Annotated in this window: 26 protein-coding genes; 23 read left to right on the top strand and 3 right to left on the bottom strand. The window is 52.2% G+C overall.

All coding sequences use genetic code 11. The features are described 5' to 3' along the window. Positions 1 to 33: 33 nt before the first annotated feature. Together WKJ03_RS11340 and WKJ03_RS11335 are read left to right on the top strand one after the other, a co-directional pair. Entirely contained in the window at positions 34 to 528 is a 495-nt protein-coding gene (locus WKJ03_RS11340) for a DUF4442 domain-containing protein (protein WP_337842320.1), read from the top strand. A gap of 36 nt (positions 529 to 564) precedes the next feature. Continuing rightward, positions 565 to 783 carry a DUF1289 domain-containing protein gene (locus WKJ03_RS11335; RefSeq protein WP_337842319.1) on the top strand — a complete coding sequence of 73 codons (219 nt, stop codon included), beginning with the start codon at positions 565 to 567 and terminating at the stop codon, positions 781 to 783. On the opposite strand, the gene queG is transcribed toward WKJ03_RS11335, so the two are convergent. Beyond that, positions 722 to 1,867 (bottom strand): tRNA epoxyqueuosine(34) reductase QueG, encoded by a 1,146-nt coding sequence (gene queG / locus WKJ03_RS11330; RefSeq protein WP_337842318.1) that lies wholly within the window; start codon positions 1,865 to 1,867, stop codon positions 722 to 724. The genes WKJ03_RS11335 and queG overlap by 62 nt on opposite strands. Positions 1,868 to 2,027: 160 nt before the next feature. Between queG and tsaE the strand changes: the two genes are divergently transcribed. The 20 genes from tsaE (at position 2,028) to alr (ending at position 21,398) form a co-directional block, all read left to right on the top strand. After that, a complete protein-coding gene (gene tsaE / locus WKJ03_RS11325; protein WP_337842317.1) occupies positions 2,028 to 2,507 on the top strand; it encodes a tRNA (adenosine(37)-N6)-threonylcarbamoyltransferase complex ATPase subunit type 1 TsaE in 480 nt (159 codons plus the stop codon). After that, positions 2,504 to 3,916, top strand: a complete 1,413-nt coding sequence (locus WKJ03_RS11320; RefSeq protein WP_337842316.1) for an N-acetylmuramoyl-L-alanine amidase — start codon at positions 2,504 to 2,506, stop codon at positions 3,914 to 3,916. Before tsaE ends, WKJ03_RS11320 begins: the two co-directional genes overlap by 4 nt. Beyond that, entirely contained in the window at positions 3,916 to 5,634 is a 1,719-nt protein-coding gene (mutL, locus tag WKJ03_RS11315; protein WP_337842315.1) for a DNA mismatch repair endonuclease MutL, read from the top strand. The genes WKJ03_RS11320 and mutL overlap by 1 nt, the downstream gene beginning before the upstream one ends. Further along, a complete protein-coding gene (gene miaA, locus WKJ03_RS11310) occupies positions 5,631 to 6,554 on the top strand; it encodes a tRNA (adenosine(37)-N6)-dimethylallyltransferase MiaA (RefSeq protein WP_337842314.1) in 924 nt (307 codons plus the stop codon). The genes mutL and miaA overlap by 4 nt, the downstream gene beginning before the upstream one ends. Positions 6,555 to 6,649: 95 nt before the next feature. Next, the gene (hfq, locus tag WKJ03_RS11305; RefSeq protein WP_337842313.1) at positions 6,650 to 6,904 is read left to right on the top strand and encodes an RNA chaperone Hfq; all 255 of its coding nucleotides are present in this window, start codon (positions 6,650 to 6,652) and stop codon (positions 6,902 to 6,904) included. A gap of 14 nt (positions 6,905 to 6,918) precedes the next feature. After that, on the top strand, positions 6,919 to 8,208 hold the full coding sequence (gene hflX, locus WKJ03_RS11300) for a ribosome rescue GTPase HflX (protein WP_337842312.1): 1,290 nt from the start codon (positions 6,919 to 6,921) through the stop codon (positions 8,206 to 8,208). Between the two features lie 101 nt (positions 8,209 to 8,309). Continuing rightward, complete coding sequence (gene hflK, locus WKJ03_RS11295; protein WP_337842311.1) at positions 8,310 to 9,470, top strand: FtsH protease activity modulator HflK; 1,161 nt, start codon at positions 8,310 to 8,312, stop codon at positions 9,468 to 9,470. Positions 9,471 to 9,473: 3 nt separating this feature from the next. Beyond that, complete coding sequence (gene hflC / locus WKJ03_RS11290; RefSeq protein WP_337842310.1) at positions 9,474 to 10,355, top strand: protease modulator HflC; 882 nt, start codon at positions 9,474 to 9,476, stop codon at positions 10,353 to 10,355. A gap of 69 nt (positions 10,356 to 10,424) precedes the next feature. After that, positions 10,425 to 11,594: an aminotransferase class V-fold PLP-dependent enzyme gene (locus tag WKJ03_RS11285; RefSeq protein ID WP_337842309.1), complete on the top strand. Its 1,170-nt coding sequence runs from the start codon at positions 10,425 to 10,427 to the stop codon at positions 11,592 to 11,594. Beyond that, positions 11,587 to 11,775, top strand: coding sequence for a DUF2065 domain-containing protein (locus tag WKJ03_RS11280; RefSeq protein ID WP_337842308.1), 189 nt, complete (start codon positions 11,587 to 11,589; stop codon positions 11,773 to 11,775). Before WKJ03_RS11285 ends, WKJ03_RS11280 begins: the two co-directional genes overlap by 8 nt. A 133-nt stretch (positions 11,776 to 11,908) precedes the next feature. Continuing rightward, positions 11,909 to 13,207, top strand: a complete 1,299-nt coding sequence (locus WKJ03_RS11275) for an adenylosuccinate synthase (protein ID WP_337842307.1) — start codon at positions 11,909 to 11,911, stop codon at positions 13,205 to 13,207. 126 nt (positions 13,208 to 13,333) lie between these two features. Beyond that, positions 13,334 to 13,945: a tetratricopeptide repeat protein gene (locus tag WKJ03_RS11270; protein ID WP_337842306.1), complete on the top strand. Its 612-nt coding sequence runs from the start codon at positions 13,334 to 13,336 to the stop codon at positions 13,943 to 13,945. Between the two features lie 57 nt (positions 13,946 to 14,002). Beyond that, entirely contained in the window at positions 14,003 to 16,357 is a 2,355-nt protein-coding gene (gene rnr / locus WKJ03_RS11265) for a ribonuclease R (RefSeq protein ID WP_337842305.1), read from the top strand. 103 nt (positions 16,358 to 16,460) lie between these two features. Beyond that, positions 16,461 to 17,204, top strand: coding sequence for a 23S rRNA (guanosine(2251)-2'-O)-methyltransferase RlmB (gene rlmB, locus WKJ03_RS11260; RefSeq protein ID WP_337842304.1), 744 nt, complete (start codon positions 16,461 to 16,463; stop codon positions 17,202 to 17,204). A gap of 171 nt (positions 17,205 to 17,375) precedes the next feature. After that, on the top strand, positions 17,376 to 17,753 hold the full coding sequence (gene rpsF / locus WKJ03_RS11255) for a 30S ribosomal protein S6 (RefSeq protein WP_337842303.1): 378 nt from the start codon (positions 17,376 to 17,378) through the stop codon (positions 17,751 to 17,753). Between the two features lie 4 nt (positions 17,754 to 17,757). Next, on the top strand, positions 17,758 to 18,063 hold the full coding sequence (gene priB, locus WKJ03_RS11250; RefSeq protein WP_337842302.1) for a primosomal replication protein N: 306 nt from the start codon (positions 17,758 to 17,760) through the stop codon (positions 18,061 to 18,063). A gap of 10 nt (positions 18,064 to 18,073) precedes the next feature. Then, positions 18,074 to 18,301 (top strand): 30S ribosomal protein S18, encoded by a 228-nt coding sequence (gene rpsR / locus WKJ03_RS11245; protein ID WP_031568572.1) that lies wholly within the window; start codon positions 18,074 to 18,076, stop codon positions 18,299 to 18,301. A 32-nt stretch (positions 18,302 to 18,333) separates the two neighbouring features. After that, a complete protein-coding gene (rplI, locus tag WKJ03_RS11240) occupies positions 18,334 to 18,786 on the top strand; it encodes a 50S ribosomal protein L9 (RefSeq protein ID WP_337842301.1) in 453 nt (150 codons plus the stop codon). Positions 18,787 to 18,936: 150 nt separating this feature from the next. After that, positions 18,937 to 20,325, top strand: coding sequence for a replicative DNA helicase (dnaB, locus tag WKJ03_RS11235; protein WP_337842300.1), 1,389 nt, complete (start codon positions 18,937 to 18,939; stop codon positions 20,323 to 20,325). Beyond that, complete coding sequence (gene alr, locus WKJ03_RS11230) at positions 20,325 to 21,398, top strand: alanine racemase (protein ID WP_337842299.1); 1,074 nt, start codon at positions 20,325 to 20,327, stop codon at positions 21,396 to 21,398. The genes dnaB and alr overlap by 1 nt, the downstream gene beginning before the upstream one ends. A gap of 85 nt (positions 21,399 to 21,483) precedes the next feature. Here alr and WKJ03_RS11225 read toward each other — a convergent pair whose 3' ends face one another. Together WKJ03_RS11225 and WKJ03_RS11220 are read right to left on the bottom strand one after the other, a co-directional pair. Next, on the bottom strand, positions 21,484 to 21,948 hold the full coding sequence (locus WKJ03_RS11225) for a chemotaxis protein CheX (protein WP_337842298.1): 465 nt from the start codon (positions 21,946 to 21,948) through the stop codon (positions 21,484 to 21,486). 177 nt (positions 21,949 to 22,125) lie between these two features. Beyond that, positions 22,126 to 22,575 carry a transcriptional repressor gene (locus WKJ03_RS11220; RefSeq protein ID WP_337842297.1) on the bottom strand — a complete coding sequence of 150 codons (450 nt, stop codon included), beginning with the start codon at positions 22,573 to 22,575 and terminating at the stop codon, positions 22,126 to 22,128. A 177-nt stretch (positions 22,576 to 22,752) separates the two neighbouring features. Between WKJ03_RS11220 and WKJ03_RS11215 the strand changes: the two genes are divergently transcribed. Further along, entirely contained in the window at positions 22,753 to 23,550 is a 798-nt protein-coding gene (locus tag WKJ03_RS11215) for a glycosyltransferase (protein WP_337842296.1), read from the top strand. Positions 23,551 to 23,582: the final 32 nt, after the last annotated feature.

Raw genomic sequence — 23,582 nt, 5'->3', positions numbered from 1 at the left:
CTTTGCTGCATTGCATCTAGAGGTATGACCAGTATGGAACCAGTGAATAAGCTTGGCCGTTATGTGCACAAAATCAACCAGCAGGGCCCCTGGCTGCGCAGCTGGTTGTTAACCCAATTGTTTGGCCGCGCTATTAAATTTGCCGGCACGGCCTCGGTGCAGGTGGCTGAGCTGGATTTTTCTCATTCGCTGCTGAAGTTAAGAAATAAAACCAAGGTGCAGAACCATATTGGCTCTGTGCACGCTGCGGCCATGTCGTTATTGGGTGAATCGGCCAGTGGATTCCTGGTGGGGGTGCATGTGCCGGACGACCGTATTCCGCTGCTTAAATCGATGCATCTGGATTATGTGAAACGCGCCAGCGGTGACTTAACGGCGCAGGCTCAGCTCAGCGAAGAGCAAATTCACTTTATTCGCAGCACAGAAAAAGGCGAAATCAGCATCAAGGTGCAGATCACTGACTCAGTCAATGTCGAACCTGTGCTGGCCGACTTTGTCTGGGCCTGGGTGCCGAAAAAGCGTAACTAAGTCATACTAAAGGCAGTTACCCCGAAGAGACTTGTGATGCTGCCTTCCCCTTGCACCCGCATCTGTTGCCTGGACTTGCAGGATATTTGCCTGGGCTGCGGCCGTTCGCTGGATGAAATTAAAGCCTGGAGCAATGCCGACGAGCAGCGTCAGCAGCAAATCCTCGATAACGCCAGAGAGAGAAAGCAGCAGTTCAGGCATGATCCGGCAAGCCTTTTTGGATCACCCGAACCAAACGTTCGGTCTGACGAGTAAGTAAATTCTGCTGCTGCCATTGCAGCTTTTGTTGTTTGGCGCGGTGCTGAACCAGCGCCCAGTCCAGATGACGCTGTACCAGGTCGCTGACCGAACCACTGCGTTGTTGCAGGGCGTCGACCGTCTTTTGGCTGAATGGGGCATTGCCTAACGCCACTGCAATATTGCGCAGCCAGCGCTCGTAGCCTATCCGGCGGATGGCCGAGCCTTCGGTAAAGCGCAAAAATTCATCTTCCGTCCATTGCCATAATTCAATCAGGGTTTTGTTTAACCAGACAGGCCGGCGTTGGAAGTCGGCTTCCGCACTGACGTCGGCAGCCTGATTGACCGGGCAGACCAACTGGCAGTCATCGCAGCCATAAATCCGGTTGCCAAGCAACGGCCGCAGTGGTTCTGGGATATCGCTTTGCAGCTCAATGGTCAGGTAGGACACGCAACGCCGGGCGTCCACTGTGTAAGGCGCTACTATGGCCTGGGTGGGGCAGATGGTGATACAGGCTACACAGTTGCCGCAGCTGTCGTTGGCCTGAGTATCGACAGGTAAAGGTAAATCGACAAAAAGTTCGCCAAGGAAAAACAGCGAACCGGCGTCGCGATTGAGCAGTAGCGAATGCTTACCTTGCCAGCCCAAACCAGCTTTGGCCGCCAAAGGTCGCTCCAGTACTGGAGCAGAATCCACAAAAGGCCGGAAACCATAAGGGCCGACATAGGACTGAATTTTTTCGCCGAGCTGTTTTAGCCGGCTTCGAATAAGTTTGTGATAATCACGCCCCAGCGCATAGCGGCTGATATAGGCGCTGTCCGGATCGGCCAGGTTCGAAGCAAAGGCAGCATCTTCCGGCAGATAATCCATCCGTACCGAAATCACCCTTAGGGTGCCGGGCACTAATTCAGCAGGGCGGGCCCGCTTCATGCCGTGGCTGGCCATCCATTCCATCTCACCATGAAAGCCGGCATCCAGCCAAGCCTGCAGCCTGGGTTCCTCGGCCTGAAGGTCGGTGTCACAAATGCCGACCTGGCCGAAGCCCAGCTCCAGTCCCCAGCTTTTTATTTGTTGTGCAAGTTCGGACCAATCAGGGTGCATGGTGAATCAAAGCAAGAAAAACTGGCTGCAGTTTATCACAGAGCTGTGACGCAAGCTGGGCAAAGAAACTGGCTGCGTACTGTGTCTTTTGGTAGCATGGGCGGCAATTTAACTTCCGCTTTGCGGTCCGGCACCACGACTTAACCCGGCACAGGAATACATGACAACTTCAGCACTGACTCTGCCTCTTGATGATGAAATGGCCACGGCGGCTTTAGCCCGGGCTCTGGCACCTTTGCTCCGGCAGGGTGCTGTACTTTATCTGAAAGGAGATTTAGGTGCAGGCAAAACCACCTTCAGCCGTTATTTGCTGCAGGCACTGGGTCATCAGGGCAATGTCAAAAGCCCGACCTACACCTTGGTCGAACCTTATCAGCTGGGTGAATTAACAGCCTATCACTTTGACTTATATCGGTTACGTGACCCGGAAGAATTAGAGTTTATGGGCATTCGTGATTATTTTTCCGCTTCGACTTTATGTCTGATTGAATGGCCCGAGCGTGGTTATGGCTTGTTGGCACCTGCCGATCTGGAGTTGCAGTTGCAATTGCAGTGCGGCCAAAGAACAGCCAGCCTGACTGCAGGCAATAGCAAAGCGGCACAGTGGCTGACTCAGTTATCTGGGGAGCGGCTGGCATGAGGCTATGGCCTGTTGCTTTTGCACTGTGTTGTGTACTGCTGGCCCCCTTGGCCGAGGCAGCCAACACAGTCAAAGGGGTGCGGATTTGGGCGAGCCCCGACAACACCCGGCTGGTGCTGGATTTATCTGCAGCACCTTCGTACAAAAGCCGCCGGCTGAATAATCCTCAGCGGTTGGAAATTGAACTGGCAGGCGTCAGCAGCCTGAACCTGGGGCCAGTCAGTGGCTCCGCTGCGCTGGTCAAACGCCTGTACGCCAGCCGCACTCCCAGTGCCGCGACCGCTGTGGTGATTGAGCTGACCCAGGCTGCGGCTGACACTGTATTCAGCCTGCCACCTTCGCCCCCTTATGGCCACCGGCTGGTGGTCGATCTGAAGCCTCAAAGCGCCAGTCGCCAGACGCTGGCGCCAGTCAGCGCAGTGAAGCCGGCAGTCCCTGCCACTGTGGCTGAACCCAAAATTGTGACACCCAGTCATGCCACAGGCCGGGATATTGTGATTGCCATTGATGCCGGTCATGGGGGCAATGACCCTGGTGCAGTAGGGCCAAACGGCACCCATGAAAAGCGGGTGACTTACGCCATTTCGCAGCAATTGATGCAGATGATCAACCAGCAGCCAGGTTTAAAAGCTGTGATGACCCGCACAGGGGATTATTACATTCATCCTGGGAAAAGGCCGGACGTTGCCCGGCAAAAACAGGCTGACCTGCTGATTTCGGTGCATGCAGACGCAGTGAAAAACCGCAAAGCCCATGGTGCTTCGGTATGGGTCTTGTCAATGCGCCGGGCAACTACAGAGGTAGGTCGGATGCTGGAGCAAACAGAACAGCACTCGGAACTGCTTGGTGGTGTGGCCGAGGTAATTAAAGACTCTGCCAACGAGCGCTATCTGGCGCAAACGGTGTTGGATTTATCGATGAACCACTCCATGGTGACGGGTTTTGAAGTGGCGAAAGAAGTACTGCGGGAAATGGGCAAAGTGGCGCATCTGCATAAGAAAGAGCCTCAGGCTGCCAGTCTGGCTGTGCTCAAAGCGCCGGATATTCCGTCTATTCTGATTGAAACCGGTTTTATCTCCAATTACAACGAAGAACGCCAATTAAAAGACCCGGGCCATCAGCGTCGCCTGGCACAGGCTATATTCAACGCAGTGAAAAGCTATTTCTCCCAACAACCGCCGGCCGACTCGATGTTTGCTGCTATCAAACAACAAGGCCGTGCCGTGCCGGTGGCTTCAGTTAGCTCTGGTCAGACAGTGGCTGTTGCAGAACGCACCCACAAAGTCAAAGCAGGGGAATCGTTGTCCAGGCTGGCGCGGCAGTATGGTGTCAGCATGGCGCAGTTACGTCAGCACAATAGGCTGCGGGATGACAATATTAAAATTGGTCAGGTTCTGAGGATCCCCTGATGCCAATTCAGATCTTATCGCCTCAATTGGCGAACCAGATCGCCGCTGGTGAAGTGGTGGAACGTCCTGCTTCGGTTGTCAAAGAACTGGTTGAAAACAGCCTGGATGCGGGTGCAACCGAACTGTGGATTGATATTGAAAAAGGCGGCTGTAAAAAGATCCTGATCCGTGACAATGGCAGCGGCATTGCTCAGGCTGAACTTGAGCTGGCGTTATGTCGCCATGCCACCAGTAAAATAAGCACTCTGGATGATTTAGAACAAATTGTCAGCCTGGGTTTTCGGGGGGAGGCGCTGGCCAGTATCAGCTCGGTCTCTCGTCTGACCTTGACCTCCAAACCTGCGTCACAAGACAAGGCCTGGCAGGCCAGTGCGGAAGGGCGTGATATGCAGGTTGAGATTAAACCTGCTGCGCATCCGGATGGAACCAGTATTGAAGTGCTGGACCTGTTTTTTAATACCCCGGCACGGCGTAAGTTTTTACGCAGTGATAAAACCGAGTTTTCCCATATTGATGAGCTGGTCAAGCGTCTGGCGTTGAGCCGATTTGATGTCAGCTGGACCCTGACGCATAACGGTCAACTGGTACGGCAGTTACGCCAGGCACAGGATACCGGGCAACAACAAAAACGGGTGGCGGCGCTGTGCGGTAAAGCCTTCGCCCAACAAGCGGCGCGGGTGAATGTGGCTTACGAAGGCATGACCTTGCACGGCTGGTTGTTGCAGCCGGACGCCTGTGCACAAAGTTCGGTGCAGTACTCTTATGTCAATGGCCGTATGATGCGGGATAAGCTGCTGAATCATGCTATTCGTCAGGCCTATGGTCATTTGTTGCTGGCTGATCAGCAGCCGTCCTTTGTGTTGTATCTGGAACTGGACCCGCGTCAGGTGGACGTCAATGTGCACCCGGCCAAACATGAAGTGCGTTTCCATCAGGCCCGCTTAGTGCATGATTTTGTGGTCAGTGCTCTGCAAAATGCATTGTCGCAGTTAGAGCCCGCTGCAAGGCAGGACGCGCTGACCGAATCAGTCTCTGTGCATGCGGCTCCTGGCCGTGGCAGCGGGTATGGGGTGACAGAACATTTTGCCGTGCGGCCAGGCCCTTATACCAGCCCGGTTTACCGGGCTTCAGGGAAAACGTCCGCTGGTGCAGCGCAGCCTTGGCCACCGGCGCTGGAAGCTGCACCAGTAACGGCTGCCGCTGCATCAGCCAGCACGCCGGACAACAGCCGGCTTTGGCTGATGCAAAACCGCTATCAGTTATGTTTTGTGAACGAGCAGCTGTATCTGCAGGATCTGGTGCCTGTGCTGGCCCGATCCTGGCTGGCCAGAACCCTGGATGCGTTGCCGTTATTGATGCCGGTCCGGCTGACGCTCGAGCACAAAGAGCAGCAGCTGTTGCTGCGGCATGCCGGATTAATGGCGCAACTGGGTTTTGACCTGCTGGTGTCTGATCAGCAACTGATAGTCCGGGGGGTTCCGGCTTTTTTGCGGCAAAGTGCCGTTGCAGCCTGGTTGGCTCAGTGGTGGCAACTGGCACCACCATCTGAACCTGATACGCTGGTGCAGCAATTGATCCATGTGTTGCTTGCCGGGCGTTTTATCGATGGGGCCAGGTTGGGGCGATATTTCCCAGAGTTATTGAATACAGAACCAGACACCAGCGCAGTAGCACTGGATGTGGCTGCAGCTCTGGCGCAGCTGCAGGAGCGAGCATGAATCAACCAGGCGTGATTTTTTTAATGGGTCCAACCGCCAGTGGCAAAACCGCCCTGGCGCTGGAGCTGTATCAGCGCATACCCTCAGAACTTATCAGTGTCGACAGCGCACTGATTTACAAAGGGATGGACATTGGTACCGCCAAACCTACCGCAGAAGAGCAGGCGCTGGCACCCCATCATCTGATTGATATTCTGGACCCGTTGCAGGCTTATTCCGCCGCTGATTTTCGCAGCGACGCACTTCGACTAATAGCGGATAGCCACCGAAAAGGCAAAACGGCGATACTGGTGGGCGGGACCATGTTGTATTACCGCACCCTGTTGCAGGGCATATCGCCGTTGCCGGAAGCAGACCCCCAGGTTCGGCAACAAATTGAGCAAGAAGCCAACGAGCAGGGCTGGGCGGCATTGCATCAGCAACTGGCGGCCTTTGATCCGGTGTCGGCAGCCCGTATCCACCCCAATGATCCGCAGCGGATTAACAGGGCCATTGAGGTGTACCGGCTCAGTGGTAAAAGCATGACGGAGCTGACGGCACAAAAAGGGCAAGCTTTTCCATACCCGGTAAAGCAATTTGCCATAGTGCCGGATGACAGGGCTGAACTTCATCAGCGCATAGCGGTCAGATTCCGGCACATGCTGCAGCAAGGTTTTGCTGAGGAAGTGAAACTGCTGATGCAGCGTGGTGATTTACATCTGGATCTTCCTTCAATGCGCTGTGTAGGCTACCGGCAAATGTGGTTGTATCTGAGTGGATATATCAGCGAAGCTGAAATGACAGAGCAGGGTATTGCTGCGACCCGCCAGTTGGCGAAACGGCAATTGACCTGGTTGCGAAGCTGGCCCGATTTATGCTGGTTAAAAACCGAACGGGGCACAGCGCAAAACTTGCAACTGCTTTTAACTTCGCTACGCTAAGAAAGTAATTGAAAAAAAGTTGTTATTTAACGACTTGAAAATAATATAATAATCACAATATCCGGCAAGACTAATAAAAAATAAGGAAAGCGAAAATGGCAAAGGGCCAATCGTTACAAGACCCATTCTTAAACACATTGAGACGTGAGCGCATCCCGGTTTCTATTTATCTGGTCAATGGCATTAAGCTGCAGGGCCAGATCGAATCTTTTGATCAGTTTGTGATCCTGTTGAAAAACACTGTGAGCCAGATGGTTTACAAACATGCAATTTCTACTGTGGTACCAGCCCGTGCTGTGAACACCATGGCAGGTCATGCAGGCACCTCTGAAGGTGAAGAGACTGAATAACAGAGTCAGACAGCTTGTTTGAACATGCAAAGGTAGCCGAGCAGGCGATCCTGGTTCATCTCTATCTTCAACAAGACAGTGCCAGCGAAGATTTAAATGAGCTGATTATGTTGGTGGCTTCTGCCGGAGTGCAGAAAAAAGCAGTGATTACTGCCAGCCGCAGCAGCATTGATGCCAAGTTTTTTTTAGGTAGTGGCAAAGCGACAGAACTAGCGCAGGCTGTCGCTGAGCTGCAAGCCGATCTGATTATTTTCAATCACGCTTTGTCCCCAGCCCAAACCCGCAATCTGGAACGCCTGTGCCAGTGCCGGGTTATTGATCGCACCAGTCTGATCCTTGATATTTTTGCCCAGCGAGCCCGCAGTTACGAAGGCAAATTGCAGGTTGAGCTGGCCCAGCTGAAACACCTGGCGTCCCGTCTGGTCCGTGGTTGGGATAATATTGAGCGACAAAAAGGCGGTATTGGCTTACGGGGGCCGGGTGAAACCCGACTGGAAACAGACAGGCGGCTGTTACGCGAACGTATTACCGTGCTGAAACAGCGGCTGGCTAAAGTCAGCCAGCAACGCGAGCAGGGTCGTAAAGCCCGGCAGCAAGCTGAAATTCCGGTGGTGTCTTTGGTTGGCTACACCAACGCCGGCAAATCCACTTTGTTTAACCGCCTGACCCAGGCCGGTGTCTATGCCGCCGATCAGCTGTTTGCTACCCTGGACCCGACTTTGCGGCAAATCCAGCTGGCTGAATTTGGTGATTTAGTGCTGGCGGATACGGTCGGTTTTATCCGGCATTTGCCCCATGATCTGGTGGCGGCCTTTAAATCAACCTTGCAGGAAAGCCGCGATGCGGATTTGCAGTTGCATGTGATTGATTGTGCGGATGAGCGGCTGGATGACAATATCCGTCAGGTACAGCTGGTGCTTGAGGAGATTGACGCTGCAGAAGTGCCGCAGCTGAAGGTATTTAATAAAATTGATCAGAACCAACAACCAGCCCGTATTGAATACAACGACGAGTTGCAACCTGTAGCCGTTTGGTTGTCGGCTAAAACAGGCGAGGGCATGGATTTATTAGGCCAGGCCATCCGACAACGGCTGTCGGTTGATTTTATCCGTCTGACCTTAACCTTGCCGCCGCAGTTGAGTGTCTGGCGCTCCCGCTTGCATCAGCTCTGTGCCGTGCAACAGGAAGAGTTTAATGAACAAGGTGACGCCATAGTGAAAGTGGCGATCCACAGGACTGAATGGGCCAGACTGGTGAAGCAAAGTGACGGCTTGTTACAAAACTATCTGTTGACTGTTGTATAAAGTTAAAGCGAACAGCGATATAAATAGCGGCATTGACCAGACAGCAAAACATTTTTTTTGGTACATTAGTTTCAATATCACAACGTGAGATGGAGTGAAGCATGGCTTGGAATGAGCCGGGCAATAACGGCAAAGACAACGACCCCTGGCGTAGCGGTGGTGGTCGGAATGATGGCCCGCCCGATTTAGATGAAGTATTCCGTAACTTAAGCAAGAAGTTCGGTGGCCTCTTTGGTTCAGGTAAAGGCAGTAACAGCAACATGAACAGCGGTGGTTCCGCAGCGTTGGTGTTGATCCTGCTGGTGGCTGCGCTCGTTTGGGCTTTTAGCGGTTTCTACACCATTAAAGAATCTGAACGGGGCGTCGTGTTGCGTTTCGGCCAGTACCATACCGAAGTCACACCAGGTATCCATTGGAAACCGACTTTTATCGATTCTGTGATCCCGGTGGATGTCACTTCAGTGCGCTCATTACGCACGGACGGCTTTATGCTGACTCAGGATCAAAACCTGGTGCGGGTCACCTTCGAAATTCAATACCGGGTCTTTGATGCCCGTTCCTACAAGTTCTCTGTGGTGGATGCGGATACCAGTCTGCGTGAAGCGACCGACGCTGCATTGCGTTACGTGGTAGGCCATTCGCTGATGGATGACGTGCTGACCAAAGGACGTGAGGTGATCCGGCAGAACACCCGCACCGAGCTGGAGTCTATTATCAAGCCTTATAACCTGGGCCTGGAGCTGGTGGATGTCAACTTCCGTGATGCCCGTCCGCCTGAGGAAGTGAAAGAAGCCTTTGATGACGCTATTGCTGCACAGGAAGACGAGCAACGTTTTATTCGTGAAGCCGAAGCTTATGCCCGCGAAATCGAACCTCGTGCCCGTGGTCAGGTGAACCGGATGATGCAGGAAGCGGAAGCCTATAAACAACAAATTACCTTAAAAGCTCAGGGTGAAGTGGCGCGTTTTGACAAACTGTTGCCTGAGTATCTGGCGGCTCCGCAAGTGACCCGTGACCGGATGTATCTGGAAACAATGGAACAAGTGTACGGCAACACCTCTAAAGTGCTGGTCGATGTGAAAAACGGCAACAATATTATGTACTTGCCGTTGGATAAAATGCTCAATCCTGCTGAATCCAAAGGCGCTGTGAGCAATCCGGTGTTGCCTGATAACAGAGTGACGCCGCTGGATAGCCGCAGTGTACCCGCAGGTCGCAGCGACTCCGGTCGTGGTGATAACAGCAGAACAGGCAGAGGATAAGCGATGAAAAATTTAGTAATAGCTATCGCCGCCCTGGTCGGTATTGCAGTGGTTTCTTCGGTTTTTGTGGTGCCTGAAGGCGAACGCGGTATCGTGATTCGTTTCGGTAAAATTCAACGGGATGCCCAGGATGCGGTAACGGTATTTGAACCAGGCCTGCATTTTAAAGTGCCACTGATTGAAACTGTGCGGTTGCTGGATGCCCGGGTACAGACTCTGGGTGAAGGCTCTGACCGTTTTGTCACGGCGGAGAAAAAAGACTTACTGGTCGACAGTTATGTGAAATGGCGCATTGCCGATTTTGGCAAGTATTTCCTGTCGACCGGCGGCAACCTGAATCAGGCTGAAACCCTGTTAAAGCAATACATTAACAACGGTTTACGAACAGAGTTTGGTAGCAGAACCATTCAGGAAATTGTGTCCGGCGAGCGGACCCAGCTGATGGTCCGTGCTATGGCTCAGGCCGCTGAAGGCGCTCAGGAGCTGGGTATTGAAATTCTCGACGTGCGGGTGAAAAAGATTAACCTGCCGGACGAAATCTCTACCTCTATTTTCCAACGGATGCGTGCTGAACGTGCAGCTGTGGCCAAAGAGCACCGTTCCCGCGGTATGGAACAGTCAGAAATTATCCGCGCTGATGTGGACGCCCGGGTGACAGTGATGGTGGCTGACGCCGAACGTAACTCACGGACTGTGCGTGGTGAAGGTGATGCCTCTGCTGCGAAAATTTATGCCGATGCTTACAACAAAAACGCCGAGTTCTTCAGTTTTGTCCGTAGTCTGGATGCCTACAAAAACAGCTTCCAGAACAAAAACGATGTGCTGGTTATTCAGCCTGATAATGACTTCTTTAAATACATGAAGTCAGACAAAGTACAAAACTAAGCGTCAGAAAACGATCAAGGCCGGCGTACATCCAAATGTGCTCCGGCCTTTTTTATAGACGGAATTTTTATGTATCAACATTTATATCAGCGTTTTTTACAGGCGAACCCAGGCGTTCAGCATTTTGCCTGCCATTCGCATCATTATTGGCCGGACGTCACCCGCGACGCCATGCTGGCCTACTGGGATGACAGCGCCCGGCTGGTGGATGACAAATGGGAGCTGGTGTTTGGTGAAAAAATGCCGGCCGTGCAACGACACATTGCCCGGATTTTGCAGCTGCCAGAGCCAGGGCAAATTGTGTTTGCCCCCAATACCCACGAATTTGTGATGCGGCTGCTGAGCTGCTTCAGACCCGGTCAGCCGCTGCGCGTCGTGACCACAGACAGTGAATTTCATAGTTTTACCCGCCAGATCAACAGATTGTGTGAATACGCCGAAATTGAACTGGTGCGGGTGCCGGCCGAACCTTTTGCCAGCCTGCCTGAGCGCCTGTGTGTCGCGGTCGCGGCCGCAAAAACTGATTTGGTGTTTTTCAGCCAGGTGTTTTTTAACTCCGGAGTTGGGCTGGCAGATTTAACTGGCCTGGTGCAGCAGTTGGATTCGCGGACAGATGCGATGATAGTGGTTGATGGTTACCATGGCTTTATGGCAGTTCCGACCGATTTATCGGCCATTGCCTCGCGTATCTTTTACCTGGCCGGCAGCTACAAATACGCGCAGGGTGGGGAAGGATGCTGTTTTATGGCGGTTCCTTCAGGCAGTCTGCACCGGCCTTATTATACCGGCTGGTTTGCCGAGTTTGGTGAGCTGAGTCAGGCCAAAGCCGGTGAAGTGCAATACGCTGGCAATGGTCAGCGCTTTGCTGGGGCCACTATGGATTGTTCGGCGCTGTACCGGGTTCTGTCAGTGTTTGAGCTGTTTCAGCGCGAAGGTTTAACGGTCGAAGTGACACAAGCTTACATCAGGCAACTGCAGCACAGTTTCCTTCAGCAGTTGGATCAGCTGCAACACCCGCAGTTGAACCGGGAGCATTTAGTGGCTGCAGACGGGCAGGTGCAAGGCCAGTTTCTGACCTTCCGTTTTGCGGCAGAGAAAGTGGCTGCCTTGGCTGCAGCACTGAAACAGCGGGGCATTCATACCGACTACCGTGGCGACCGGTTGCGTTTTGGGTTTGCTTTGTATCAAAACCCTGAACAACTGGATTTGTCCTGTCTGGCGGAGCTGACCCATGTCTGAGTTCTGGCTGGGCGCCTTGGGGCTGGTGTTGTTGGTGGAAGGGCTGGGCCCCTTATTGTTTCCCAACCGCTGGCGGCGTTACTTGCTGAGAATTGCCGCCCAGGACAGTGCGTCATTGCAACAACTGGGTGGCAGTTTGGTAGTGGCGGGTGTTTTGCTGTTGTACTTTTTCTTGTCCTGACTGAGGCTGCCTGGCTAACTTACTGATCAAAAAGCAGAAAGAAAATTTCTGCTTTTTTTTCGGACGTCCAGATGCAGTTTGAATGCGAATTTGCTAGAATCCCCGCCTAATTTTTTACCATGATGTAGGAACCATGGCCAAAAACGTAGTAGTGCTCGGCACCCAATGGGGTGACGAAGGTAAAGGTAAAATCGTTGACCTGTTAACTGACAAAGCCAGCTTTGTGGTGCGTTATCAGGGCGGCCACAATGCCGGCCACACTTTGGTAATCAACGGTGAAAAAACAGTATTGCATTTAATCCCGTCCGGTATTTTGCGTGACAACGTCAAATGCGTGATCGGTAACGGTGTGGTGTTGTCACCAGAAGCTTTACTGAAAGAGATGAGCATGCTGGAACAAAAAGGTGTTCCGGTAAAACAGCGTTTAGTGCTGAGTGAAGCCTGTCCGCTGATCCTGCCTTTCCATGTGGCCCTCGATAAAGCCCGTGAAGTGGCCCGTGGCGACAAGCCAATCGGCACTACAGGTCGTGGTATTGGTCCTGCGTATGAAGATAAAGTCGCCCGTCGTGGTTTACGTGTTGGCGATCTGTTCAATCCTGAACTGTTCGCTGAAAAACTGAAAACCCTGATGGACCTGCATAATTTCACGCTGACACAGTACTACAAAGTGGATGCTGTGGATTATCAGACCACGCTGGACAATGCGCTGGCCATTGCTGAAATTCTGAAGCCAATGGTGGTGGACGTGACTGACCTGCTGGATAAAGCCCGCAAAGAAGGTCAGGAAATTATGTTTGAAGGTGCACAGGGCACACTGCTGGATATTGACCACGGCACTTACCCTTATGTGACATCCTCGAACACCACTGCCGGTGGTGTAGCCACAGGGGCTGGTTTTGGCCCGCGTTACATCGACTATGTACTGGGGATTGTCAAAGCCTACACCACCCGTGTGGGGTCTGGCCCATTCCCGACAGAACTGGATTGCGCCATTGGTGAACATCTCGGCGTCAAAGGTCACGAATTTGGTGCGACCACAGGCCGTAAGCGCCGTTGTGGCTGGTTTGATGCTGTAGCGGTCAAACGTGCAGTGCAGCTGAACAGCATCTCTGGTTTCTGTTTAACCAAACTGGACGTGCTGGACGGCCTGGACACAGTGAAAATCTGTACTGGCTACCAGCTGGCGGATGGTACTGTGACGGACGTACCACCAATGGCGGCAGAAGGCTACGAAGCTGTGACGCCCATTTATGAAGAAATGCCAGGCTGGAGCGACACCACTTTTGGTGTGCAGAAACTGGAAGACCTGCCTCAGGCCGCCCGCGATTACATTCAGAGGCTGGAACAGGTGACAGGCGTACCTATCGACATCGTCTCAACAGGGCCTGACCGGGTGGAAACCATCACCCTGCGTCATCCGTACGACGTCTGATAAAAAACGCTGCTCCGGCAGCGTTTTTGCTTTTTATGGTCTGCCAGTTTGTTGACGTCCAGATTGGCGTAAATTTTGTATAAAAACTGCCAGATACTGGATGCCCTTGCAGGACCCACAACACAGATGAAGAACCTGGTACTGATCGCAGCGTTGCTGTTAGCTTTTCATCAGACTCAAGCTCAGGAGCTTGAAGTGGTGCAGCTTTACACTCAGGACGAATTACTTGACCTGATTAAACAAAACATTCATCTGCAGCGGGTACAGGCTGATGATTGCCAGCTGGTGAACGACATTCAGGCCCGGGCTGATGTGATGAAAGTGCCGGCTTATCAATTTCTGTATGGCGATATGCTGGCCTATGGGGTCTGTGTGCGCAAAGACGTGGAACGGGGCTGGGACCTGATGCAGCAGGCGGCAGCCCAAGGGTTGCCGGAAGCGCTGGAGCAGGTGGGCCGTTATTACCATACCGGCAAATTTGTGCAGCAGGACAGAGATAAAGCCATCCTCTATCTGCGGGAAGCGGCAGGTCTGGGTAATTTAAATGCCCAGCTGCGCTTTGGCCAGATGCTGGTGGATGGAGACGCCAGTCCGGTGGATATGGAACAAGCCTATCGCTGGTTGCACCACACTGTGATTGCTGATGAGAAAAAACATGCGCAGGTGACTCAGCTGCTGGCTCAGTTAGCCAACAAAATGCCTGGGGCTGTATTGGAGAGGGCAAAAAAACCACTGTAGTGAAAAATTCACCTGCCCCTGCTACACTGCGCTCAGATTTAAACAAAAAGAGATACCATGACGGTTAATGATCCGCATCTTGCGCGTGAGCAGGAAAAATACGAAAACCCTATCCCAAGCCGGGAATTTATTCTCGAGCATTTAAAACAACGCCAGCAACCGGCCTACTTTGAAGAACTGGCCTCTGAGCTGAAATTATCCGACGAAGACCAGCTGTTTGCGCTGAAAAAGCGTCTGCGCGCTATGGAGCGCGACGGTCAGTTGCTGTTTAACAAAAGCAAACGCTATGGTCTGGTCGATGACCTGGATTTACACAAAGGCACTGTGATAGGCCACCGTGAAGGCTACGGCTTTCTGAAAATGGAAAAAGGCGGGTCAGACTGGTTTATTCCGCAGTTTGAAATGAAGCGGCTGTTGCATGGCGACGTGGTGCTGGCGTCTGTGTCCGAGTTCTCCGGCAAAGAAAAAATTGAAGCCCGTGTAGTGCGGGTGCTGGAACCCCGCACTGAACCCATAGTCGGCCGTTATTTTAAAGATTTCGCTTTAGGGGTGGTGGTGCCTGACGATCCGCGCATCAGCCAGGACATTGTGATTCCTCCCGGCGACGAAAATGGTGCCCGCCATGGCCAGGTGGTGCTGGTTGAAGTGGTGCAGCGCCCGAGCAAACGCATTAATGCAGTGGGAAAAATTATTGAGGTACTGGGTGAACATATGGCACCTGGTATGGAAATCGAAATCGCTATTCGCAATCACCAGATCCCCCATGTGTTCTCGCCAGAAGTTGAGCAGCAGGTCAGTGCCTATGGCCCTGAAGTACCAGCTGAAGCCAAAGCGGGCCGGGTTGATCTGACCGAGTTGGGTCTGATCACTATTGACGGGGAAGACGCCCGGGATTTTGACGATGCGGTTTACTGCGAGCGCAAAGAAGACGGCGGCTGGCATTTATGGGTGGCTATTGCTGATGTCAGTGCTTATGTGCAGCCGAATACGCCGCTGGATAAAGAAGCGCTGGACCGCGGTAACTCGGTGTATTTCCCGGATCATGTGGTACCTATGTTGCCCGAGCAGCTGTCCAATGGCCTCTGCTCATTAAACCCGCACGTCGACCGCCTTTGTTTTGTCGCCGATATGCATATCAGCGCCAAAGGGAAACTTGAAGGTTATCGCTTTTATGAAGCGGTGATGCATTCCAAAGCGCGTCTGACTTACAACAAAGTGCACGCCATTTTGCAGGGCGACCCGAAACTGCGTCAGCAGTACGAAGCCAATCTGACCAATATTGAGACCCTGAATTCGCTATACAAACAAATGGCGAAGTCGCGGGCAGAGCGTGGCGCCATTGAATTTGAGACGGTCGAAACCCGTTTTATCTTTAACAGCCACCGCAAGATTGAGCAGATTGTGCCTGTGCACCGCAACGAAGCACACAAGCTGATTGAAGAATGTATGATTCTGGCCAACGTGGCCGCAGCGCAGCTGATTGAAAAACATGAGGCTCATGCCTTGTTCCGGGTGCATGAACGGCCGGATGGCGACCGCTTTGCGAACTTCAAACGCTTCCTGGCTGAGTTGGGGGTCAATGCTGATATTTCCAATGAGCCGACGCCGCTGGAGTTGATGCTGGTATTGCAGAAACTGCAGGACAGACCGGATAAAGAACTGATTGAAACCACCATGCTGCGTTCGATGAAGCAGGCGGTGTATCAGGGCGACAATCTCGGCCACTTTGGCCTGGCGCTGGAAGCTTACGCGCATTTTACCTCGCCCATCCGTCGTTACCCGGATTTGGTGCTGCACCGGGCCATCAAAGCCATTCTGGCAGGGCAAGGGCAGCAGGTGACCGGCGCCCGTGGTTACAGTGCGGAGCAAATTGCGCCTTTGGGCGAGCAGTGCTCCATGACGGAGCGTCGCGCCGATGATGCCACCCGCGAAGTGTCAGACTGGCTTAAATGTGAATACATGCAGGATCATGTCGGTGACAGCTTCAAAGGCGTGGTGTCCACTGTCACCAATTTTGGCCTCTTTGTGCGCTTGGTTGACCTGTATATTGAAGGTCTGGTGCATGTCACTTCCTTGCCGAATGACTATTACCACTTTGATACCGAACGGCAGCAGCTGATTGGTGAGCATAGCGGTGCCGGTTACCGGATGGGCGATCTGCTGGAAGTCAAAGTGCTGGCCGTCAATCTGGAAGCACGCAAAATTGATTTGGGTGTGGTTGGCGCGCCAGCCAAAGTGTCGGGCCGTAAAATCAATGCCAGCAAAAAAGCAGCGCAAAGCCCACAGGAAGAAAAAGCTCAAATGCGTAAAAAAGGTGCCCGTAAAGCGGACAAATCCGGCGGCGCCCCAGCATCTGCCTTGAAAAGGCCAGGTAAAAAGCCTGCCGCTAAGCCAGCCCGTAAACGCAAGTAACAGCATTCACGACAGAAATTTGCTAAACTTGCCGACATTTCAGGCCCGGAGCTCCGGGCCTTGTTGTTTCTGAGGCGCCGTCGCGCCCAAAGCTGAGGACATCATGAGCGCAGATTTTGTGTTTGGTATTCACGCCGTCAAGGCCTTGTTTGAGCGCAGTCCGGAAGATGTGCTGGAATTGTTTGTGCTCAAGGATCGCGACGACCAGCGGCTGCAGCCTATCCTGCAGCAGGCCCGCCAGTTTGGTGTGTCGGTGCAGTTCTGCCAGCGCAGGGTGCTGGATGACAAAGTCGACGGTGCTCAGCATCAGGGCGTGGTCGCCAAAGCCCGGATGCAACAAAGCGGTGATGAAAAAGATCTGGCACTGATTATTGAGCAGCAGACCAATCCGTTATTGCTGATTCTTGATGGTGTGACAGACCCGCATAACCTGGGGGCCATTTTACGAAGTGCCGATGCGGCCGGAGTACATGCAGTGGTCGCAGCGAAAGACCGTTCCGTCAAGCTGACGCCAGTGGTGCGTAAAGTGGCCTGTGGGGCTGCTGAAGTGGTGCCTTTTATTACGGTGACCAACCTGGCGCGTACCATTCGTGAACTGAAAGACGCTGGTGTCTGGGTGGTGGGCGCGGCCGGTGAAACCGACAGCAGTATTTACCAGACCCGCCTGACCGGGCCTTTGGCCATTGCCATGGGGGCTGAAGGCGACGGCTTGCGTCGTCTGACCAAAGAGCTCTGTGATTCCTTGATGAAAATCCCTATGGCCGGTTCAGTGTCCAGCCTGAACGTGTCGGTTGCCACTGGTATTTGCCTGTTTGAAGCGGTGCGCCAGCGCAGTAACGCCAGCTAAGTCAGTTTTTTCTCTCATTGGGTATTGCTGCAGTGTATTTTTGCAGCAATGCCTTGTGCTGCTTGCACAAAGTCCCTAGAATATGCCCCCTTCGACCACCCAAGAATGTTCCTTGCCTCTATGCGAGTCTGGTCGAGCTCAGCCGGGGCTAATTAACCGTAAGGAGCTACCATGCGTCATTACGAAATCGTTTTTATGGTTCACCCTGATCAGAGTGAACAAGTTCCAGGCATGATCGAGCGTTACACTGGCGCGATCAAAGAAGCTGGTGGTTCAATTCACCGCTTGGAAGACTGGGGCCGTCGCCAACTGGCTTACCCAATCGAGAAGCTGCACAAAGCTCACTATGTTCTGCTGAACGTAGAAGCACCACAAGCAGTGATCGATGAGCTGGAAACTAACTTCCGCTATAACGACGCGGTATTACGTAACCTGATCATGCGCACTAACGGTGCTGTGACTGAGCCATCACCAATGGCTAAAGTACGTGAAGAACGTCGTGAACGTGCTCCTCGTGATTCTGAAGAGCAGGTAGCAAACGACGAGTAATTGAATGGACAACAGCTTCGTCTTCACGGGCACTCTGTGCCGCCAGGTGGAGCACAGCGAAAGTCCGGCCGGTATCCCGCACAGTTATCTGGTATTGGAGCACCGCTCCATACAGCAGGAAGCCGGCATGAATCGCCAAACCTATGTCCGGCTTCAGGTCGTGTGCGCAGGACAGGCATTCAGTTCAGTCACTCACAATTTGACAGTGGGGAATACAGTTCGGGTGTCAGGCTTTTTAAACCGGCATCAGAACCGCAGCGGTCAGTCAAAACTGGTGCTGCATGCCCAACAGATTGAAATTTTAAGTTAGGAGAAAGTTCATGGCCCGTTATTTCCGTCGCCGTAAATTCTGCCGTTTCTCTGCCGAAGGCGTGCAAGAGATCGACTACAAAGATACAGCTACTTTAAAAAATTATGTCACTGAAAGTGGCAAAATTGTTCCTAGCCGTATCACTGGTACCAGCGCTAAGTATCAGCGTCAGTTAGCCCGCGCGATCAAACGTGCCCGCTACCTGGCTCTGCTGCCATACAGCGATTCACACGCATAAGCCTGGTTCAACGATACAGAGAGGATTAAACAATGGATATTATTCTGTTGGATAAAGTTGCTAACCTGGGTGGTTTAGGCGACAAAGTGGTTGTTAAATCTGGTTATGCCCGTAACTTCTTATTCCCACAAGGAAAAGCAGTTCCAGCAACCAAAGCTAACATCGAAAAATTCGAACAGCGTCGCGCTGAGTTAGAAGCCAAACTGGCTGCTAACCTGACTGCTGCTCAGGCTCGCGCTGAGAAGCTGGCGGCTCTGGCTGAAGTGACCATCGCTTCTAAAGCGGGTGACGAAGGCAAACTGTTCGGTTCAGTCGGTACTCGTGACATCGCTGACGCTGTGACTGCAGCTGGCGTTGAAGTGAGCAAAGCTGAAGTGAAACTGCCACACGGCGCTCTGCGCGAAGTGGGCGAGTTTGACATCGATCTGCAATTACACGCAGAAGTGACAGTGACCATCAAACTGGTTGTTGTTGCTGAGGCGTAATTGCCAGGACAGGCCGGGGAAACCCGGCCTGTTTTTTTGTATTTCGAAACATCCGCTAGAAAATCTCTCTGCTGCTGCCTTCTGCCTATGGTAGGCTAAGCACCTTTACTGACTCTTCGTTATCGGGCGTTTCGCCTGAACTTCAGGTCTATGGACAAACAAAAAGACAAACAAGTCGCTGCGGTGAAGATGCCGCCTCATTCTATTGAAGCCGAACAGTCCGTACTGGGCGGTTTGATGCTGGACAATGACGCCTGGGACAAAGTGGCGGAAAAAGTGGTGGAGCAGGATTTTTACCTGCGCTCGCACCGCTTTATTTTCTCGGCTATGGCGCGTGTCGCGGAAGCCAATCAGCCCATTGACTTAATTACAGTCTCTGAAGATTTAGAACGCAATCAGCAGTTGAGTGACGTCGGCGGTTTTGCCTATTTAGGTGAAATTGCCAAAAATACCCCAAGCGCTGCCAATATTCTGGCCTATGCCGATATAGTCCGTGAACGTGCAGTGGTACGCGATATGATTGCGGTTGCGCACGATATTGCCGATGCCGGTTATGACCCGCAAGGCCGTAACAGCGCTGAGCTGTTGGACTTTGCAGAAACCAAAGTATTCAAAATTGCCGAGCAGCGCGCCAATGCCAATGAAGGGCCAGAACCTATTCATGACATTCTGGCGAAAACCATCGACAAAATTGACGAGCTGTTCCGTAACCCCAGCAATGGCGGTATAACCGGTGTCTCCACCGGTTATATGGACCTGGATAAAATGACCAATGGTCTGCAGCCGTCTGACTTGATTATCGTCGCCGCCCGTCCGTCCATGGGTAAAACCACCTTTGCGATGAACCTCTGTGAACATGCTGCTATTACCAGCGACAAGCCAGTGCTGATCTTCAGTTTAGAGATGCCGTCCGAACAAATCATGATGCGTATGCTGGCGTCCCTCGGCCGTATCGACCAGACCAAAGTGCGGACAGGTCAACTGGATGATGAAGACTGGGCGCGTTTATCTTCGGCCATTGAGCTGCTCAATGCCAAAGGCAAAATGTATATTGATGATGGCTCTGGTCTGACACCGACCGAAGTGCGCTCCAGGGCCCGCCGGGTGGCGCGTGAGCATGGTGGCCTCAGTATGATTATGGTGGACTACCTGCAGCTGATGACGGTGCCGGGTTTATCAGAAAACCGCACCTTGGAAATAGCAGAGATTTCGCGTTCATTAAAAGCCTTGGCAAAAGAGCTCAAGGTGCCAGTGGTTGCGCTGTCGCAGCTGAACCGTTCTTTGGAGCAGCGGGCCGATAAAAGGCCGGTGAACTCTGACTTGCGTGAGTCCGGTTCTATAGAGCAGGACGCCGATTTAATTATGTTTATTTACCGGGACGAAGTATATAACGACGACAGCCCGGACAAAGGCACCGCAGAAGTCATTATCGGTAAACAGCGTAACGGCCCTATAGGCCGTATTCGCCTGACTTTCCATGGCCGTTTCTCCCGCTTTGACAACTATGCCGGTACCGCCCGTTTTGAGGATGAGTATTAATGAGCCGTCGTCCTCAGGCCCGTATTGACACAATGGCCTTGCTGCATAACTTACAGCGGGTACGTGACACTGCACCAGACAGCAAAGTTCTGGCAGTCCTTAAAGCCAATGCTTATGGCCATGGTTTGCTGAAGGTGGCTGAAACCCTCAAAGATGCCAATGCTTTTGGTGTGGCCCGTATTGATGAAGCGCTGATGTTACGTGCTGGTGGCGTGGTCAAACCCATAGTGCTGCTGGAAGGTTTTTTTCATGCAGACGAATTACCTCAGGTGGTCGCCAGCAATCTGCAGATAGTGGTTCATCATCCTTCACAGGTTGAAGCCCTGGTTCAGGCGCGGCTGGATGCAGCTGTGCAGGTCTGGTTAAAGCTGGATTCTGGCATGCACCGCTTAGGCTTATTACCGGATGAGTTTTTACAGGCTTACCAACAGTTGAGTCAAAGCCCGAATGTGATCAAACCCATGCGGTTGATGACCCATTTCGCCTGTGCAGATGAGCTGAAGAGCCCTGCGACGACGCAGCAAATGCAGCAGTTTTTTTCTGTTGTTGAGGGTTGTCAGGGCGAGCTTTGCCTGGCCAATTCGGCGGGTGTCTTTGCCTGGCCACAAAGCCATGGCGACTGGGTGCGGCCTGGCCTTGCACTCTATGGTGTCTCTCCGCTGGAAGACGGGGATGCGTCAGCCCTCCATTTGCAGCCTGTTATGACGTTTTGCAGCAGTGTGATTGCCGTGCGCACTGTGCAGGCCGGAGATAAGGTGGGTTATGGCGGCAGCTGGACTGCAACTCAGCCGACCCGTCTTGCGGTGGTGGCTATAGGCTATGGTGACGGTTATCCACGTAATGCCGGTAATCACTGTGAAATGCTGATTAAAGGCAAGCGCTACCCTATAGTAGGCCGGGTATCAATGGACATGACCACTGTGGATATTGGGAATGACCCAATAGAACAGGGTGACGAAGTGGTGTTATGGGGGCAAGGTTTGCCAGTGGAAGAAATTGCCGCCAAAGTGCAGACCATTCCTTATGAACTGCTGTGCAATATCACCAGCCGGGTCGAAATGCACTACCTATAGAAACAAACGCGGTCTTTCGCATGAAGCACCGGACCGCAGAAATAAAAAAAACCGGCATCAGCCGGTTTTGTTGCAGAAGAACGCTTTATTCATCGAAACTGACTTCAATAAAAACTTTGCCGTGATCAGAATCAAAAGGCATTAAGATTTTGGCCCCTGTGGTTTTATGGGTAATGGTGTGCCCTTTTCCAGACACTACGACTGGAGTGGCCATATTAAATTCGTAGCCTTTTTCACCTAAAATACGTTTGGCACCACCAGTGACCATATTGGTGATTTCCCCGACCATATCTGTGACTTCTTCGTTGATTGCCGCCGGGCGCTCACCCAACATACGCGCCATAATTTCCAGCGCCAGAGATTCTTCAAAAGTAACAGAAAAGGAGCCTTTGGTGGTAGGGCCAATCATACCTATTAAACCAGACACTTCACCCCGGGCCACTTCGTCTTTTTTCAGTCGGGGCTGACCTGGAACTATCTTGGTGCTGGCCATAGTCGCCAGCACATTGACCAGCGAAGAAAGAAATGGGTTTACATACTCAACATTCATGTAATTTGCCTGTTCAGAACCGGACTTGTCTCTGGCTTCTCAGAAAGGTTAGGTCTGTTGCTATCAGAACTCAAGTCTAGCTTATTGTTTTGGTATGAAGTTTTCCGCGTCAGTTTACAAAAAAATACGATACTGTTCACTAAAATAACGACTGACGCCAAGCAGCGTCAAGCAGATTCAGCTGTTTGCCTCTTTTTTAAGACAAGATTGGCAAATCCCATGGGCTTCTATAGTTTGCCGTTGAATTAAAAAGCCTTTTTCTGATGCCAACCGTTGGAACTCTTGTTGCAGCGGTGTGGAGTGTAATTCTTCAACATGATTGCAGCGATCACAGATCAACAGTTGTGCCGGGTGATGCTCTTCAAAGTGGTGACACAGCAAAAAAGCATTGCTGGATTCAATTTTATGAATAAACCCCTGCTCGGTCAGAAAATCCAAAGCCCGGTAAATGGTGGCTGGTTTGGCGGCAGGCTCTGTTTGTTTGAGTTGGTCTAATAATTCATAGGCACCTATACCACCATGGGTATCAGCCAGCAGGCGAAATACTTTTTCGCGAATACTGGTAAAACGGGCACCATTGACTTCGCAAATATGGCGGGCCCGGCTGACGAGCGACTCAATCGACATAACAGACTCCATTAAAATCTGACGCAGTTTAACACAGATGCCGATGGACACCAGAACTCCGCCGTGCCCAGTACGGGCAGAAGCTATTCAGTAACAATTCATCACATCAAATAAACAATGTTCACTTCTTGCCTGACGGCAGTTTTATACCATAGCCACAGCGTAAAGGAGCAAACTATGGCTATTCCAAAGATTATTCATTATGTCTGGGTCGGTCCCAACAAAAAGACTGAATTGGTGGAGCGCTGTATCGAAAGTTGGCGACGGTATGCGCCGGACTACCAGCTGGTGGAGTGGAATAATGAAAAATTTATGGCGACCGACAATGCGTATGCCAGGCAGGCCTTTGCGGCAGGTAAGTGGGCTTTTGTTTCGGATTACCTGCGCCTCTATGCGTTAGCCAGCCAGGGCGGGTTTTACCTGGATACGGATCTGGAACTGACAGGAAGCTTAGAACTATTCCGCCAGCACCGCTTTGTCACAGGGTTTGAACGCTTTAAAAACCGTTATGCACCCGTCACTGCATTAATGGGCGCAGAAGCTGCTAACCCCATTATCACTGAATTGTTGCATATGTATCAGCACCGCTCGTTTACCCGCAATGATGGTTCTCTGGATTTGACGCCCAATACGGGATTGATTGCAGAGTACTTTGCGCAGCGCTTTGGTTTGCAGGCTCCGTATCAGGGGGCTGGCCAGGTGCAGTTGGAACCAGGAGCTGTAATTTACCCGAGTCATTACTTCTGTACACCGGAAGCCGGGTTGCCTAACTACAGTATTCACCACTTTAACGGTTCATGGTTTCCTGAGTATGAACGCCGGCCACTGCTGCGTATGACGGGTTACCAATTGGCTTTGCTGAAGAGGAACAAGGTACGTTCAGGTCAGTTGCCTTTGTTGCAAGGTGAGCATTTGATTGGCTGCCTGCGCCTGTTTAAACGTTACAGTCTGATGCTGGCCAGCTATCAAAGCTGAAATTTCATGGAAAATCGGCTAGAATCGCTGCC

This window comes from Rheinheimera sp. (genome assembly GCF_037442525.1).
GTDB lineage: Bacteria > Pseudomonadota > Gammaproteobacteria > Enterobacterales > Alteromonadaceae > Pararheinheimera.
Note: the sequence above shows the minus strand (reverse complement) of the source record. Positions and strands in the feature narration are given on the sequence as shown.